The 16,216-nt window shown below is 58.6% G+C and carries 10 protein-coding genes; 6 read left to right on the plus strand and 4 right to left on the minus strand.

Annotated features, from left to right (window positions below):
• Positions 1-16 precede the first annotated feature (16 nt).
• Positions 17-2,866 (plus strand): two-component system sensor histidine kinase RcsC, encoded by a 2,850-nt coding sequence (gene rcsC / locus AFK63_RS04785; protein WP_038861706.1) that lies wholly within the window; start codon positions 17-19, stop codon positions 2,864-2,866.
• 163 nt (positions 2,867-3,029) lie between these two features.
• On the opposite strand, the gene rcsB is transcribed toward rcsC, so the two are convergent.
• Positions 3,030-3,680 carry a response regulator transcription factor RcsB gene (gene rcsB / locus AFK63_RS04790; RefSeq protein WP_007676706.1) on the minus strand — a complete coding sequence of 217 codons (651 nt, stop codon included), beginning with the start codon at positions 3,678-3,680 and terminating at the stop codon, positions 3,030-3,032.
• Positions 3,681-3,696: 16 nt separating this feature from the next.
• Positions 3,697-6,351, minus strand: coding sequence for a phosphotransferase RcsD (gene rcsD, locus AFK63_RS04795; RefSeq protein ID WP_038861708.1), 2,655 nt, complete (start codon positions 6,349-6,351; stop codon positions 3,697-3,699).
• Positions 6,352-7,191: 840 nt separating this feature from the next.
• On the opposite strand from rcsD, the gene AFK63_RS04800 reads away from it, so the two are divergent.
• The 5 genes from AFK63_RS04800 (at position 7,192) to AFK63_RS04820 (ending at position 12,981) form a co-directional block, all read left to right on the plus strand.
• Positions 7,192-8,334: a porin OmpC gene (locus tag AFK63_RS04800; RefSeq protein ID WP_038861709.1), complete on the plus strand. Its 1,143-nt coding sequence runs from the start codon at positions 7,192-7,194 to the stop codon at positions 8,332-8,334.
• A gap of 96 nt (positions 8,335-8,430) precedes the next feature.
• Positions 8,431-9,474 carry an FAD:protein FMN transferase ApbE gene (apbE, locus tag AFK63_RS04805; RefSeq protein WP_038861712.1) on the plus strand — a complete coding sequence of 348 codons (1,044 nt, stop codon included), beginning with the start codon at positions 8,431-8,433 and terminating at the stop codon, positions 9,472-9,474.
• A 72-nt stretch (positions 9,475-9,546) separates the two neighbouring features.
• Complete coding sequence (gene ada, locus AFK63_RS04810) at positions 9,547-10,611, plus strand: bifunctional DNA-binding transcriptional regulator/O6-methylguanine-DNA methyltransferase Ada (protein WP_038861715.1); 1,065 nt, start codon at positions 9,547-9,549, stop codon at positions 10,609-10,611.
• Positions 10,611-11,255, plus strand: a complete 645-nt coding sequence (gene alkB, locus AFK63_RS04815; protein ID WP_038861719.1) for a DNA oxidative demethylase AlkB — start codon at positions 10,611-10,613, stop codon at positions 11,253-11,255. The genes ada and alkB overlap by 1 nt, the downstream gene beginning before the upstream one ends.
• Positions 11,256-11,334: 79 nt before the next feature.
• Positions 11,335-12,981, plus strand: coding sequence for a multidrug ABC transporter permease/ATP-binding protein (locus tag AFK63_RS04820; RefSeq protein ID WP_038861721.1), 1,647 nt, complete (start codon positions 11,335-11,337; stop codon positions 12,979-12,981).
• 77 nt (positions 12,982-13,058) lie between these two features.
• On the opposite strand, the gene AFK63_RS04825 is transcribed toward AFK63_RS04820, so the two are convergent.
• Both AFK63_RS04825 and norR read right to left on the minus strand, forming a co-directional pair.
• Positions 13,059-14,552: a SulP family inorganic anion transporter gene (locus AFK63_RS04825; protein ID WP_038861724.1), complete on the minus strand. Its 1,494-nt coding sequence runs from the start codon at positions 14,550-14,552 to the stop codon at positions 13,059-13,061.
• 108 nt (positions 14,553-14,660) lie between these two features.
• Positions 14,661-16,178: a nitric oxide reductase transcriptional regulator NorR gene (gene norR / locus AFK63_RS04830; RefSeq protein ID WP_038861726.1), complete on the minus strand. Its 1,518-nt coding sequence runs from the start codon at positions 16,176-16,178 to the stop codon at positions 14,661-14,663.
• Between the last annotated feature and the right edge of the window lie 38 nt (positions 16,179-16,216).

The raw sequence follows: 16,216 nt of genomic DNA on the forward strand, positions 1-16,216 counted from the left end.
GCTAGCTGGTGCCCCTTTGAAATACTTCGTCTCTTTCCGCTCGACGCTTAAGGTGTCGCGTTATCTTTTCCGGGCGCTGGCGCTGCTGCTCTGGCTGCTTATCGCCCTGTTTTCGGTGTTTTACATCGTAAACGCGCTGCACGTAAAAGAGTCGGAAATTCGTCAGGAATTTAACCTGAGCTACGATCAGGCGCAGCGCTACATTCAGCGCACCTCTGACGTCATGAAAGAGCTGAAGTATGTTGCCGAAAACCGGCTGGATAATATCGACGCGCTGTTGAAAAACGGACGCGGGCAGAACGATCCTCTCACCGCGCCGACGTTTGTGCCGCTGTTTTCCGATTCCGACTGTAATACGCTCGGCACCAGCTGGCGCGGTTCTCTGCAGTCGCTCTCCTGGTTTTTACGCTACTGGCACGACAACTTCTCGGCCGCCTACGATTTAAACCGCGTGTTTCTGATTGGCTCCGATAATCTGTGCATGGCGGATTTTGGCCTGCGTGAAATCCCCCTTGAGCGCGACAAAACGCTACAGGCGCTGCATGAGCGTATCGTGAAATACCGCAACGCGCCGCAGGATGAGCGCGGCAACAGCCTGTTCTGGGTGTCGCAGGGGCCGCGCCCGGGCGTCGGCTATTTCTATTCCCTGACGCCGGTATATCTGGCGAACCGCCTGCAGGGTCTGCTGGGTATCGAACAGACCATCCGCATGGAAAACTTCTTTACGCCCGGCAGCATGCCGATGGGCGTGACAATCCTTGATGAAAATGACCGTCCGCTGTTTGCGCTGACTGGCCCGGAGACGCGTCTTGAGCGCGACGGCGAATGGGAGCAGGAGCGCGCGTGGTTTGGCTATACGTCGGGCTTTAAGCAGCTGATCCTGAAAAAGAGCCTGCCGCCGTCGTCATTAAGCATCGTCTATTCCGTACCGGTTGATGTAGTGCTGGAGCGCATCCGGATGCTTATCCTTAACGCCGTGCTGCTGAACGTGCTGGTGGGGATTGTCCTGTTTACGCTGGCGCGCATGTATGAGCGGCGCATTTTCATCCCGGCGGAAAACGACGCTCAGCGTCTCGAAGAGCATGAGCAGTTCAACCGTAAAATCGTCGCGTCGGCGCCGGTCGGGATCTGTATTCTGCGCACCCAGGACGGCACCAATATTATTTCCAACGAGCTTGCGCATAACTATTTGAATATGCTGACGCACGAGGACCGCCAGCGGCTGACGCAGATTATCTGCGGGCAGCAGGTGAACTTCGTCGACGTGCTCACCAGCAACAATACCAACCTGCAAATCAGCTTCGTCCATTCGCGCTATCGCAATGAAAACGTAGCGATCTGCGTGCTGGTGGATGTCTCGGCGCGCGTCAAAATGGAAGAGTCGCTGCAGGAGATGGCCCAGGCGGCGGAGCAGGCGAGCCAGTCGAAATCGATGTTCCTCGCGACCGTCAGCCACGAGCTGCGCACGCCGCTGTACGGCATTATCGGCAACCTCGATCTGTTGCAGACTCAGGAGCTGCCGAAAGGCGTCGACAGGCTCGTGACTGCAATGCACAACTCCTCCAGCCTGCTGCTGAAGATAATCAGCGATATTCTCGATTTCTCAAAAATCGAGTCGGAGCAGTTGAAAATCGAACCTCGGGAGTTTTCCCCGCGCGAAGTGATGAGCCACATCACCGCCAACTATCAGCCGCTGGTGGTGCGCAAACAGCTCGGGCTGTACTGTTTTATCGAGCCGGACGTGCCCATGACGCTGCTTGGCGACCCAATGCGCCTGCAGCAGGTGATTTCCAACCTGCTCAGCAACGCCATTAAATTTACCGATATCGGCTGCATTATTTTGCATGTCGGCACCCAGGGCGATTACCTCTGCTTCCGCGTGCGCGATACCGGCGTCGGTATTCCGGCGAAAGAAGTGGTGCGTCTGTTCGATCCATTCTTCCAGGTCGGCACTGGCGTGCAGCGCAATTTCCAGGGCACCGGGCTGGGGCTCGCTATCTGCGAAAAACTGATCAACATGATGGATGGCGATATCTCAGTCGACACCGAACCGGGCATGGGCAGTCAGTTTACTATCCGCATTCCGCAGTGGCAGGCGCAGCTGCCGCCGAAACCGAACGTCGACGGGCTTTCTAATAAACGCTTCTGGCTGGCGGTGCGTAACGCGTCGCTCTGCGAATATCTGCAAGGGATGCTGACGCGCAACAATCTGCGCGTTCAGAACCATCACGGTGAAACACCGGACAAAGACGACATTCTGATCACCGACGACGAGAATTGCGTCGCGTGGCAGGGCAGGGCGGCGATCCTCTTCTGCCGCCGCCACATCGGCATGCCGGTAGAGCGCAGCCCTGGCGTCTGGATGCATAGCGTGGCCGCGCCGCATGAGCTGTTGACCCTGCTGGGCCGTATCTACAGCATCAATGTTGAAGTGCCGGGCAGCGAACCGACGCTGCCGGCCGCCGCCGCGAGCGCCGAGCAGAACGAAGATATGATGATTCTGGTGGTGGATGACCATCCGATTAACCGCCGTCTGCTCGCCGATCAGCTTGGTACGCTGGGCTACCAGTGCCGCACCGCCAATGACGGTGTGGACGCGCTCAACGTGCTCAGCAAAAACCATATCGATATCGTTTTAAGCGACGTCAACATGCCGAACATGGATGGCTATCGCCTGACGCAGCGTATTCGCCAGCTGGGCCTGACGCTGCCGGTTGTGGGCGTGACCGCGAATGCGCTGGCGGAAGAGAAACAGCGCTGTATTGAATCGGGAATGGACAGCTGTCTCTCCAAACCGGTAACGCTGGACGTGCTGAAACAGACGCTGGCGGTCTATGCTGACCGGGTGCGCAAGGCGCGCGTATGATCGCAGGGCGCCTCGTCACTGGCGGCGGTGCGCCTGCACGCGGCGTGACAAAACCGATAAGCAAAACGCATCAATGACCCGTAAGCGGCATTCATCTTTCGGTGTGAAAAGCAGGGCGGGGAACAGCGGATGTCCCTGCCCGCGCGGGCAGGGACGGGAGGCATTACTCTTTATCCGCAGGCGTCAGGCTGACAGAGGAGAGGTAGTTCAGCAGCGCGATATCGTTATCCACGCCGAGCTTCATCATCGCCGATTTCTTCTGGCTACTGATGGTCTTGATGCTGCGGTTCAGTTTCTTGGCGATTTCGGTAACCAGGAAACCTTCTGCGAACAGGCGCAGCACTTCACTCTCTTTCGGCGACAGGCGTTTATCGCCATAGCCGCCAGCGCTGATTTTCTCCAGCAGGCGGGAGACGCTTTCCGGGGTAAACTTCTTGCCTTTTTGCAGTGCGGCCAGCGCTTTCGGCAGATCGGTCGGCGCGCCTTGCTTGAGAACAATCCCTTCGATATCGAGATCCAACACGGCGCTCAGAATAGCCGGGTTGTTGTTCATGGTCAGCACGATAATAGATAAAGTCGGGAAATGACGCTTAATGTATTTAATAAGCGTAATGCCGTCGCCGTATTTATCGCCCGGCATGGAAAGGTCGGTGATAAGGACGTGCGCGTCTAACTTCGGCAAATTGTTAATTAATGCTGTGGAATCTTCGAACTCACCGACAACATTCACCCACTCGATTTGTTCAAGAGATTTGCGAATGCCGAACAGAACAATCGGATGGTCATCGGCAATAATTACGTTCATATTGTTCATGTATTAGGCTACCTTGCTACAGCAGGCTCTTGACGTAAACGTCAATGTCGCTGATATATTTTTCTATGGCTGTGGCATCCTTCTCGCGAATAAGATGCTCCAGTGTTTCACATAACTGTTTGCCGGGAACCAGATTCAGCATCGCGAACACGCCCTTCAGGCGGTGCGCGGTCTGCGCCAGCGCAGCAAAATCGCCGGCGGACGATTCAGTATACAATCTCTGAACATCATCCGGTACCGTATCGACGAACAGCGCATAATAGCCGCTGGCATGAAGCTGCGCATTTTCATCGCCGCCCATTGGGGATTCAGGAATATCTTCCTGAGCCAGTTGCTCTTCAATTAGTTGTAGCACTGCTTCCTGCATGGCGTGACTAATATTAAAGTTGACGCGCAGCTGTCCCGGTCCGATGCGTCGTACGCCGGCCTCATCATCGCTTAAAAGCAGGCCGTTGGCAGTAAGATTAGACGGATTATCCGTTAAAAATATATCAAACTCTTGACTCGATAATCTTTCGTCCTGCGTGATACAGGATGCGCCCCACTGTTCGAGCTGACGCACCACCACATTACGTACTTCGTTCGACGTAATATCAATCATTGCGATAACGTCATCCAGCAGACGCTCGTCGCTCTCTTCGGTCTCCATTGGCTCCACCGGCATCGTCACGTGCAGCGAATAGCGCGTGCCGAGCTCTTTGCGGGCTTTGATATTCAGATGCCCGCCGAGGCGGCGCGCCAGCTGGTTGCACAGATAGAAAGTGAGCCCGTTGGCCTTGCCGAACTGATCGGTGGAGGTATCGTTAAGGAACGGGAAGTGCAGATTATCGATTTCGCTGTTGCTGATACCTTCGCCCGTATCCAGCACGCGGAACAGCAGACGCTCACGGGCGCCTTCTTCGGCCATGATCTCCAGCGTGATTTTGCCAATCTGCGTTGTCGTCACAGAGTAGTGCAACAGCATCAGCAGCACTTTACGCAGCGCCTCGCGGTCGCCGTGGCGCTCTTCATTGGCGGAGAGCTGGTTATTGATAAGCAGCTGCAGGCCCTTACGTTTGATAACCGGCAGCACTTCCGGCACGACTTCGTCTATCAGCTCCTGAATGGTGAAATCGCTCGGCGTCGGACGCCAGAAATCGGCTTCCAGCTGATTCACCAGCTGAATTTCATCCACCAGACGGGCGATACGTTCGGCCTGCTCGGCGAGCACCTGGCTTTCCGGCGCTTCAATCAGCGCCGCCTGACGGGCGAGCTGCGTCGTCGGGTCTTTCAGCGCCGCGCCGATATTCTGCATAAACGCGGAGCGCCCCTGCTGGTTTTTCTCATACAGGCGCTGTGCCTGCTTGAGTTTTTTGTTCACCAGAATTTCACGATCCTGATCGCGGATAATAAAAATCTGCGTGCGCGGCACCACCTGGCTGCGGAAAAGCCGGATCTCGTAGAGTTCGTTGTTCACCGTCGCCTGAATAATGCCCTGATGCTGATCCGCCATCGAGGTGATGTTTTGCAGATTCAGATGCGGCAGCAGGTGATCGGCGATTTTATTGCTCATGATGGTGCGGCTAGATTCCTGATCATGTACCAGCAGGCCCAGCGGCAGGACGCTCAGGATCTCTTCATTCAGCGCGCGCAGCATTTGCAGTTCGGCGTTATTGGTGCTGCTGGTGGCGGTCTCAACCGGGCGGCTCGGCTGATGGCGGAACGTGGTATAGCCAAAAAGCGCCAGCGCCAGCAGGCCGATATTCAACAGTAACGGCAGCAGGATATTTTGCAGCGTTTCCATCAACAGCGTGCCAAACGGCACTTCCCAGATAAGCCGCAACTGGGTGCTGGTCAGCGCCGAGGAGATCTCAATGCGCGTGCTGTTAAAGTTAATGTTGACGCTGTCCGGGTCTTCTTTATCCTGGCCTGCGAGGGCGCTCTGGCTGCTGTCGGGCTCCAGGCGGAAGCTTTCCAGCGGCATTCCCGGCGGGATCAAATCGTTAATCGGAATATCAAACGCCACTACCGTCGCGAGATGGCCCGGCTGGTTAAAAGTGGTGCGCAGGGTGAAATAGTGGCCGTTCTGCCAGGCGAGCTTGCGCAGCGGCGAGAAACTTTCGCGCTCGTCCAGGGCGTTTGCCTGCTGGAGCATTTCGGCGCGACGCGAATCGGCAATCGCGTTAATCGAGTTCTCTTTAAAGCCGGAGGAGAGATCTTTGAGCGGCAGCGTCGAGATAAGGATCATGCTGTTATCCTGGCCGTTCAGGTAATACATCGACCAGGGCGCGCTCTCCGCGCCCCACAGCGTATCGAGATAGCTTGAGATCCGCTGCGTCATATCCAGCGTCGAGCTGTCGTGAGAGCCGAAAATCAGCGCTTCGGTTTTGCGGTGCGGTTTTTCGAGATAATAGACATCCTGGCGCAGACGCGTTTCCTGTAGCCCTTCGCCGTTCTGACCAGCAGCGCTCGCGCCGATATTGTCGTAAATCTGCCAGGTGGCGTAGCGGTAGGTATCCACACGTTTATGCAGCGCGTGGGTAATGTCGACAATCTGATAGCTTTTATCCTTCAGCCAGGCGTTAACGGCGCTCTGCACCATCACGCCCATCGTCACCAGAAGCACCACGATCAGTAATAAGAAGAAACGGGTAATGCTGCCCGGCATAAGGGAAAATTTATTGGGGATCATTGCGTCTGGCTGACTCATTATTGTGCGTAATCCACCGGCCTGCGCCGTGTAAAGAAAAAAGAACCGTGCTGCGCGGGCGGCAGCTATCCATTTTTTAGCCTTCTTGTCCTGCGGCGTCGCGGCGAAACCGGAGCGCAACGCCCGTAGCACAGGGCTTGTCGGGTCGACACCTGTCTTCTTTTAACAGTATCGCAAACATTGAAGTATAAAGCGAAACGTATGATTTACCAGATGGTGAGAACGGTCTGAAACTGCGGTTGGATCGGGCATGGAAGGGGAGAGATAAAAGACGAGGCGGACAGCCATTATTGTCATTTTTATTCGCAGACGAACAAAATTACGGCAATGTGATTATTTAATAGTCGTTAATTTTACTTTAATTCACCCGCAAATAGTTGAAACTAAAAATTGGGCAAAAAAATGCCGGATGCAAGCATCCGGCGGTAATAGGGGTAAAACGAACATTCAGATATGAATGACGGTAATAAATAAAGTTAATGATGATAGCGAGAGTAATTCTAGTGGACTCTTCTCATTAGGTTTTGGCATTCAGTGCGGTAACTAATCCGAATGGGTAGTTTGTTGATTTTTAAGAATTATTTATAGTTTCTTGATTAATTGTGCGAATATATTTAGCGATTAGTGCGGAAAAAAGTTCCTTAGTATTAATATATTGTTACATTTTGTAGGTATTGTGAAACACCTAAAAAGTTTTCGTATCATATTCCTGTTGGATTATTCGGCTCCGGTTTCGGACAATGGATTCGCCCACTAGTTCAGAGAATTAGTGAGCAGTGGCAATAATAAGTATATAAAGGCATATAACAGAGGGTTAATATAATGAAAGTTAAAGTTCTCTCCCTGCTGGTACCGGCACTGCTGGTTGCAGGCAGCGTAAACGCGGCAGAAATCTATAATAAAGACGGCAATAAATTAGATCTGTTCGGTAAAGTGGACGCTGAGCACTACTTCTCTGACGACAACAGCAATGATGGCGATCAGACCTACATGCGTATCGGCTTCAAAGGCGAAACCCAGGTAAATGATCAGATCACCGGTTACGGCCAGTGGGAATACCAGATCCAGGGCAACACCTCTGAAAGCGACAACCAGTCCTGGACCCGTGTGGCGTTCGCAGGTCTGAAATTCGGCGACGCAGGTTCTTTCGACTACGGCCGTAACTACGGCGTTATCTACGACGTGACCTCCTGGACCGACGTTCTGCCGGAATTCGGCGGCGACACCTACGGTGCTGACAACTTCCTGCAGTCTCGCGGCAACGGCATCGCGACTTACCGCAACACCGACTTCTTCGGTCTGGTTGACGGCCTGAACTTTGCCCTGCAATACCAGGGTAAAAACGGCAGCGTTTCCGGTGAGAACGACGCCGCTGGTGGTCGTAGCCTGCTGAAACAGAACGGCGACGGCTACGGCATGTCCCTGACCTACGATCTGGGCGAAGGCTTCAGCGTCGGTGGTGCGATGGCTTCTTCCAAACGTACCGCTGACCAGAACAGCGCAGGCGTTTATGGCGAAGGCGACCACGCGGAAGTTTACTCCGGCGGCCTGAAATACGACGCGAACAACATCTACCTGGCGGCGCAGTACTCCCAGACTTACAACGCGACCCGTTTCGGTACTTCTACTGGCACCGCTGATGACCGCAGCGACATCTACGGCTTCGCTGACAAAGCGCAGAACTTCGAAGTGGTTGCACAGTACCAGTTCGACTTCGGCCTGCGTCCGTCTGTGGCGTACCTGCAGTCCCGCGGTAAAGACATCGCTAACAAAACCACCGGCGCTTCTTACGGCGACCAGGACATCCTGAAATATGTTGACGTGGGCGCGACCTACTACTTCAACAAAAACATGTCCACCTTCGTTGATTACAAAATCAACCTGCTGGATGACAACGCGTTCACCCGCGCGGCTGGCATCGGTACCGATGACGTCGTAGCGGTAGGCCTGGTTTACCAGTTCTAATCTCCGACCTGATGTGCCAAAGGAGCCTGCGGGCTCCTTTTTTTATGTCTGCAAAAAATAAGGTAACCTTGGGCCGCCGTTACAGAGGAGAAACGCGTGAAATTATCTGGTATACGCACCGCGCTGCTGGCCGTCGCTTTGACCGTCGCCGGATGCGACAACGCCCCGACATCCTCCCCGCAGGCGCTGGTGCTGGAAGGCAAAACGATGGGCACCTCCTGGCGCGTCAGTCTGGCGGGCGTGGATGCCGCGCGCGCGCAGACGCTGCGTGACAAAATTCAGGCGCGGCTTGATGCCGACGACCGGCTGCTGTCCACCTGGAAAGACGATTCGGCGCTGATGCGCTTTAACCACGCCCGCACCACCGCGCCCTGGCCGGTGGATGAAGCGATGGCGGATATTGTGACTGAATCGCTGCGCGTCGGCGCGAAAACCGATAACGCGATGGATATCACCATCGGGCCGCTGGTTAACCTCTGGGGGTTCGGGCCGGATAAACAGCCGGTGAAAACGCCGGATCAGGCGCAGATTGACGCCGCCCGCGCACGCACCGGGCTGTCGCGCCTTAAGGTCATTAACGGCGCCGGGCAGCAGTGGTTGCAAAAAGACCTGCCCGATCTCTTTGTTGACCTCTCGACCGTAGGGGAAGGTTACGCCGCCGATCATCTGGCGCGCCTGATGGAAGAAGAGGGCGTCAGCCGTTATCTGGTGTCGGTGGGCGGCGCGCTCGCCAGCCGTGGCATGAACCCCGGCGGCCGCCCATGGCGCGTGGCGATACAGAAGCCGACCGATCGGGAAAACGCCGTCCAGGCGGTGGTTGATATCAACGGCCACGGCATCAGCACGTCCGGCAGCTACCGCAACTATTATGAGCTCGACGGTAAGCGCCTTTCGCACGTCATCGATCCGGCGACCGGTCGGCCGATTACGCATAAGCTGGTCTCGGTCACGGTGATTTCGCCGACGGCGCTCGAAGCCGACGCCTGGGACACCGGCCTGATGGTGCTCGGCCCGGAAAAAGCGAAGGCCGTGGCGCTGCGCGAGAAGCTCGCAGTCTATTTCATCACCCGGGAGGGCGACGGCTTCGCCACCTGGATGTCGCCGCAGTTCAAAACCTTTCTTGAACAAAGCGAAAATTAAAGAGCAAGAACGTGAGTGTTAAAAGACGGCCAGTCGGGCAAAGTCACGCTAACCTGTAAGAAGGAGAGCGCCATGAACGTAGCAGATTTTACCAGCGAGCACGCCCGCTGGCAGGCGGTGGAGAACCGCGACGCGCGTGCCGATAACGCCTTTGTCTTCGCCGTGGTGACGACGGGCATCTTTTGCCGGCCGTCGTGCCGCGCGCGCCGTCCGCTACGCGCCAACGTCCGCTTCTACCCGGATGCGGCGGCGGCCTGCGCGGCGGGCTTTCGTCCCTGTAAACGCTGCCAGCCCGCGGGGCTGACGCCGCAGGCGCAAAAAGCGCAGCGCATCGCCGCCGCGTGTCGCCTGATGGCGCAGAGCGAGACCCCGCTGACGCTGGCGGCGCTTGCCGACAGCGCCGCCATGAGCCCGTTTCATTTTCACCGCGAGTTTAAAGCCGTGACCGGCATGACGCCGAAAGCCTGGCAAAACGCCCTGCGGGCGCAAAAACTCCAGACAGCGCTCCGTGAAGGAATGACCGTTACCGATTCGCTCTGGGAGGCGGGGTTTTCGTCGGGTAGCGCCCTTTACCGTGAAGCCGACCGCGCGCTGGGCATGAGTCCACGCCAGTACCGGCGCGGCGGGGAACAGATGACGATTCGTTACGCCATCGCGCCCTGCGAGGCGGGGCTTTGTCTGGTGGCGGCAAGCGATCGCGGGCTGTGCGCCGTGTTGCTGGCGGATGACGCCGCCGCGCTTGAAGCCGAACTGGCGGCGATTTTCCCGCACGCGCAGCGTCTCGCGCCCGACGCGGCATTCGCCGCCCAGGTGGCGCAGGTGACAGCGTGGATAGACGCGCCGCAGGGCGAGCTGGCGCTGCCGCTTGATTTACGCGGCACCGCGTTTCAGCTGCGGGTCTGGCAGGCGTTGCAGGCCGTGCCGCCGGGCAGCACCATCAGCTACCAGCAACTGGCGGCACGCACCGGCAATCCGCAGGCGGTGCGTGCGGTCGCCAGCGCCTGTGCGGCCAATAAACTGGCGATAGTGGTGCCGTGTCACCGGGTGGTGCGCCGCGACGGCGCGCTCTCCGGCTACCGCTGGGGAGCGGCCCGCAAGGCGCGGCTGCTCGCCCGCGAACGTGAACAGGAGACCTGATGCTCGATCTTTTTGCCGATGCCGAACCCTGGGAAGAACCGCTCGCCGACGGCGCGGTAGTGCTGCGCCGTTTCGCGCTCGCCAGCGCGCCCGCATTAATGGCGGGTATTGAGGCAGTGGCGGCCCGCTCGCCGTTTCGCCATATGGTGACGCCAGGCGGGTATACCATGTCCGTTGCAATGACCAATTGCGGCGAGGTGGGCTGGAGCACCAATCTTAAAGGCTATCTGTATGCGCAGGTGGATCCGCAAACCGGCGCGCCCTGGCCCGCGATGCCCGGCGCCTTTCGCACGTTGTGCGACGCTGCCGCGCGCGCCGCAGGGTATCCCGATTTCACGCCCGACGCCTGCCTGATTAACCGCTACGCGCCGGGCGCCAAATTGTCGCTGCATCAGGATAAAGACGAGCCGGATCTGCGTGCGCCGATTGTCTCTGTCTCCCTTGGGCTGCCCGCCGTGTTTCAGTTTGGCGGCCTGAAACGCAACGATCCGCTCAAACGCCTGCTGCTGGAGCATGGCGACGTGGTGGTCTGGGGCGGGCCGTCGCGGCTTTTCTATCATGGCATACAGCCGCTGAAGCCCGGTCAGCATCCGGCTACCGGGGAATATCGCTATAACCTCACGTTCCGCCAGGCGCGCAAATAAAAATAAGAATTATTCTTGCCGTGTCCGCAGAGCCGTTTAAACTGCTCGCTGTTTTTCACTGCCTGAGTCATGCTTATTTATGGAACTTCTGCGCCTCGTCTGGCGCCAGTATCGCTGGCCCTTTTCTCTGGTGCTCCTGCTGAGCCTCGCCAGTGCGGCGCTCGGCATCGGGCTTATCGCCTTTATTAATCAGCGTCTGATTGCAACTGTCGATTTAAACGCCTCGGTGTTGCCGGAATTTCTCGGTCTGCTGGTGCTGCTGATGGCGGTCACGCTCGGCTCCCAGCTGGCGCTCACCATGCTTGGCCACCACTTTGTCTACCGGCTGCGCAGCGAATTTATCAAACGCATTATGGATACGCCGGTCGAGCAGATCGAAAAGCTCGGCAGCGCCACGCTGCTGGCGGGGCTTACCAGCGACGTGCGCAATATCACCGTCGCGTTTGTACGCCTGCCGGAGCTGGTGCAGGGCGTCATTTTAACGCTCGGCAGCGCTGCCTATCTCGGCTGGTTATCCGGCAAAATGCTGCTGGTGACCGCGCTGTGGATTGCCGTCACGCTCTGGACAGGCTACCTGCTGGTGCAGCGCGTCTATAAACATCTCGCCACGCTTCGCGAGGTGGAAGACAGCCTGTATGACGATTTCCAGACCGTACTGGAGGGGCGCAAAGAGCTTTCGCTTAACCGCGAGCGCGCGGCCTATATCTTCGACAAAATCTATAAGCCGGATGCGGCGCGCTACCGTCAGCACATTATCCGCGCCGATACGTTCCATCTGAGCGCGGTTAACTGGTCGAATATCATGATGCTGGGCGTGATTGGCCTGGTGTTCTGGATGTCAAACGGCCTCGGCTGGGCCGATACCACGGTCGCGGCTACCTATTCGCTGGCGCTGCTGTTTCTGCGCACGCCGCTGCTCTCGGCGATGGGCGCGCTGCCGACGCTGCTCGCAGCCCAGGTGGCGTTCAATAAGCTCAAACAGTTTCAGCTCGCGCCGTACGCCCCGGCGTTCAGCCGTCCTGAGCGCAACGCTCGCTGGCAGACGCTGGAGTTGCGTGACGTCACGTTTACCTACCACGACGGCAGCTTCAGCGTCGGGCCGATTAACCTTACCCTTCATCGTGGCGAACTGCTGTTCCTGATTGGCGGCAACGGGAGCGGCAAATCGACGCTCGCAATGCTGCTGACCGGCCTGTATACACCGGCTACGGGCGAGATCCTGCTGGATGGCAAACCGCTCGGCGCAGAGGACATGGACGCGTACCGACAGCACTTCTCGGCGGTATTCACCGATGTCTGGCTGTTTGACAAACTGCTCGGCCCAGACGGCGAAGAGGCTGATCCGGCGCTTGTGGAAACCTGGCTGAACCGCCTGAAAATGGTCAATAAACTGACGCTTGAGAACGGCAAAATCCTCAACCTGAAGCTCTCGAAAGGGCAGAAAAAGCGCGTGGCGCTGCTGCTGGCGCTGGCGGAAGGGCGTGACATCATTCTGCTGGATGAATGGGCCGCCGACCAGGACCCGCATTTCCGCCGCGAGTTTTATCAGGCATTGCTGCCGCTGATGAAAGAGATGGGCAAAACCGTCTTCGCCATCAGCCATGACGATCACTACTTCATCCATGCCGACCGCCTGCTGGAGATGCGCCAGGGCGTCCTTTCGGAGCTCACCGGCGAAGAGCGCCAGCTTGCGAGCCGCGACGTGCTGGCGCGCACCGGCAGCTAACCGGCGCGCATAAAAAAAGCGGAAGTTTTCTCTTCCGCTTTCTCACGAAACCACCGCGCCGACGGTGGTTTTTTATGTCACAGCTTGCCGCTCAGCCGCTGGTGGAAGTCGTGGCTGCGCAGATCCAGCCCTTCAATCTCCACTTTCGCGTTATAGCGCTGATAGTGCGTTTCGATGGCGTCCAGCGCGGCGACGGTCGAGGCGTCCCAGATTTGCGCGTGGGTTAAATCGATAATCACCCGCGCCGGATCCACAGCGTAGCGGAAATGCTCGTAAAGGTCGTTGCTGCTGGCGAAAAAGAGGGGGCCGCGCACGCGGTAGCGCACCGCCGCTCCGTTATCGATAACCTCGCGCTCGGCACGGACCACGTGGGCAACGCGACGGGCGAACAGCATCATGGCGAACAACACGCCGCCCGCAACGCCAATGGCGAGGTTGCCGGTCCAGACGGTGGCGATAACGGTCACCACCATCACCAGCGTTTCCGACACCGGCATCCGCTTCAGGGTCGCCGGCGCAATGCTGTGCCAGTTGAGGGTTTTAGCCGCGACCACCATCATAATGCCTGCCAGCACAACCATCGGGATTTGCGCCATCACGGCGCTCAGCCCCGTCACCATCAGCAACAGCACCAGCGCGGCGGCGAGGGTAGAAAAGCGCGATCGGGCGCGGCCCAGTTCCACGTTTACCACCGTCTGGCCGATCATCGCGCAGCCGCCGATGCCGCCATAAAACCCGCTCAGAATATTGGCGACGCCAAGCCCCCAGCATTCGCGGCGCTTGCTTGATGGCGTATCGGTGATGTCATCCACCAGACGCGCGGTCAGCAGCGATTCCATTAGCCCGACGAACGCGATACTCAGCGCGCAGGGCCAGATGATGCTCAGCGTCTCCAGATTGAGCGGCACCAGCAATGGCGTGAAGCCCGGCAGGCCCGGCGTCATCGGGCCTTCGTCGCCAACTGTCGGCGGGGTCAGGCCGCAGGCCCAGGCGATAACCGTCACCGCGACAATCGCCACCAGCGGCGACGGCACGCTTTTGGTGATGCGCGGCAGCAGCAGCACGATGGCGAGCGTCGCGGCGAACAGCAGCCATACCATCTGATTCTGCCCCCAGACGTGCGGCACCTGCGCCATAAAAATCAGGATACCGAGCGCGTTGACGAAACCGGTCATCACTGAGCGGGGGATATAGCGCATCATGCGCGCAAGGCCGAAAAGTCCGAACAGGATCTGGATAATCCCGCCCAGCACCAGCGCGGGCAGAATGTAGCCGACGCCGTGTTGATGCACCATCGGGCCGATGACCAACGCCACCGAGCCTGCGGCAGCCGTTACCATTGCCGGACGGCCGCCGAGAATCGACATGCTAAAGCACAGGACAATGGAGGCCACCAGGCTCACTTTTGGGTCGACGCCCGCAATCACCGAGAAGGAGATAACCTCCGGGATCAGCGCCAGCGCAGTCAGGATGCCCGCCAGCGTTTCGCGCATCAGCAGGCGCGGCGTGCGCAGCACATGCGCCACAGAGAGCTCAGGGATAGCCCGAGCCGTGTTTTGAGTATCAGACATGAGTATTTGCAGGTGTTTTATTATCAGCGCCGCCCTTTACGGGCAGCAGGGACGGGCGATGGTACAGAGCAAGGCGGCAAAATGCCAGCCTTGCGCAATGGCGACGGTCTATTTCAGGCCGAGCTTACGCGCGAGCCGGTGGAGGTTGCCGGGGTCCATCTCCAGTAGCCGCGCGCAGGCCGCCCAGTTATGCCCGGCGAGGTGCAACGCGCGCCGGATATAGTCGCGCTGAAACTGACGTGTGGCGTGCTGGAGGTTTTCGACCTGCGGCGTGGCGGCGTGCGTGGCCGCGACAGGCGAGGGCACGGCGTCGCCAGGAGCGAAGTGGTGCGGCAGCAGCAGCAGCTCCGGGCCGCGGCTCTCTGCCTGCGCCACAATAATCGCCCGATAGAGCGCATGTTCGAGTTCGCGAATATTGCCAGGCCAGCGCTGCGCCATCAGCCACGCGTTCGCCTGCGGGCTTAGCGCGACGCGATTCAGGCCGAATTTCACCCGGCATTTTTCACAGAAAAACCCCGCCAGCAGCAGAATGTCATCGCCACGCTCGCGAAGCGGCGGCACATGTAGCGGAAAGACGCTCAGGCGATGGTAGAGATCGGCGCGAAAGCCGCCCTGCGCGACGGCCTCGCGCAGAGAGCGGTTGGTGGCGGCGACGATGCGTACATCCACCCGCAACAGTTTATCTTCCCCGACGCGCTGCACGTCGCCGTATTGCAACGCCCGCAGCAGCTTCGCCTGAAGCGTCAGCGGCAGTTCGCCCACTTCATCGAGAAACAACGTGCCGTTGTCGGCAAGCTCAAATTTGCCGCGCCGGTCGTGGATGGCACCGGTGAACGCGCCCTTTACGTGGCCGAACAGCTCGCTTTCCGCCACGCTTTCCGGCAGGGCGGCGCAGTTGACGTAGACCAGCGGGCTCGCGGCCCGGGCCGACCTCGCGTGCAGCTCGCGCGCCACCAGTTCTTTGCCGACGCCGGTTTCGCCGAGAACCAGCACGTTGAGATCCGACGGCGCCACCAGCGTTATCTCCTTTTTGAGCTGTTGCATCGGGTCCGATTCGCCAATCATCTCCAGTTGCTCGTCTGGCTGTACGCGTTCTAACGCCCGGCTGAAGGGCGCGGCGGTTTTCTCAAGTTGCTCCATTAATAGCGCGTTATGCAGCGCGCTGCCCGCAAGGCTCGCGACGCCGCGCAGCTCGTCATCGCTGTAGGCGTCAAACTGCGTGGCGCACATGCCGTCGAGCGTCAGCGCGCCGATGAGCGTCTGCCCGGAGAACAGCGGCATCCCGACGCAGGCGTGCACGTGCAGCTCCTGGCGCTCCGGGATCAGCCCGTCGTAAGGGTCCGGCAGGTCGCTGTCGGCAGGAAAGCGCACCACGTCGCCGGCGCGGGCGATGGCTTCAAGGCGCGGATGCGCCGCCAGGCTGAAACGGCGGCCCATCACATCCGGCGCGAGGCCCGCTGTCGCCAGCGGGCGAAACTGCCGGTTTTCATAGCGCAGCAGGGCGGTGGCGTCGCAGCGCAGCAGGTGATGAATGCTGGCGATCATACGGTTAAAGCGGTCGCGGCCCGGCAGCCCGTTTTGTATGTCGACGGCCAGCGCGGCGAGCGCATGTGCGGATAGCGTCATGGTGTCAATTCCACAATGTCGTGTCAAAAATACAATAC

The sequence above is a fragment of the Cronobacter muytjensii ATCC 51329 genome (genome assembly GCF_001277195.1).
In the GTDB taxonomy this organism is placed as follows: domain Bacteria; phylum Pseudomonadota; class Gammaproteobacteria; order Enterobacterales; family Enterobacteriaceae; genus Cronobacter; species Cronobacter muytjensii.

What these genes read in the sequence shown, in the direction of transcription:
- rcsB (WP_007676706.1), bottom strand. Translation starts at nt 3,680, where the DNA reads ATGAACAATATGAACGTAATTATTGCCGATGACCATCCGATTGTTCTG.
- rcsD (WP_038861708.1), bottom strand. Translation starts at nt 6,351, where the DNA reads ATGATCCCCAATAAATTTTCCCTTATGCCGGGCAGCATTACCCGTTTC.
- AFK63_RS04800 (WP_038861709.1), top strand. Translation starts at nt 7,192, where the DNA reads ATGAAAGTTAAAGTTCTCTCCCTGCTGGTACCGGCACTGCTGGTTGCA.
- ada (WP_038861715.1), top strand. Translation starts at nt 9,547, where the DNA reads ATGAACGTAGCAGATTTTACCAGCGAGCACGCCCGCTGGCAGGCGGTG.
- alkB (WP_038861719.1), top strand. Translation starts at nt 10,611, where the DNA reads ATGCTCGATCTTTTTGCCGATGCCGAACCCTGGGAAGAACCGCTCGCC.
- AFK63_RS04820 (WP_038861721.1), top strand. Translation starts at nt 11,335, where the DNA reads ATGGAACTTCTGCGCCTCGTCTGGCGCCAGTATCGCTGGCCCTTTTCT.
- AFK63_RS04825 (WP_038861724.1), bottom strand. Translation starts at nt 14,552, where the DNA reads ATGTCTGATACTCAAAACACGGCTCGGGCTATCCCTGAGCTCTCTGTG.
- norR (WP_038861726.1), bottom strand. Translation starts at nt 16,178, where the DNA reads ATGACGCTATCCGCACATGCGCTCGCCGCGCTGGCCGTCGACATACAA.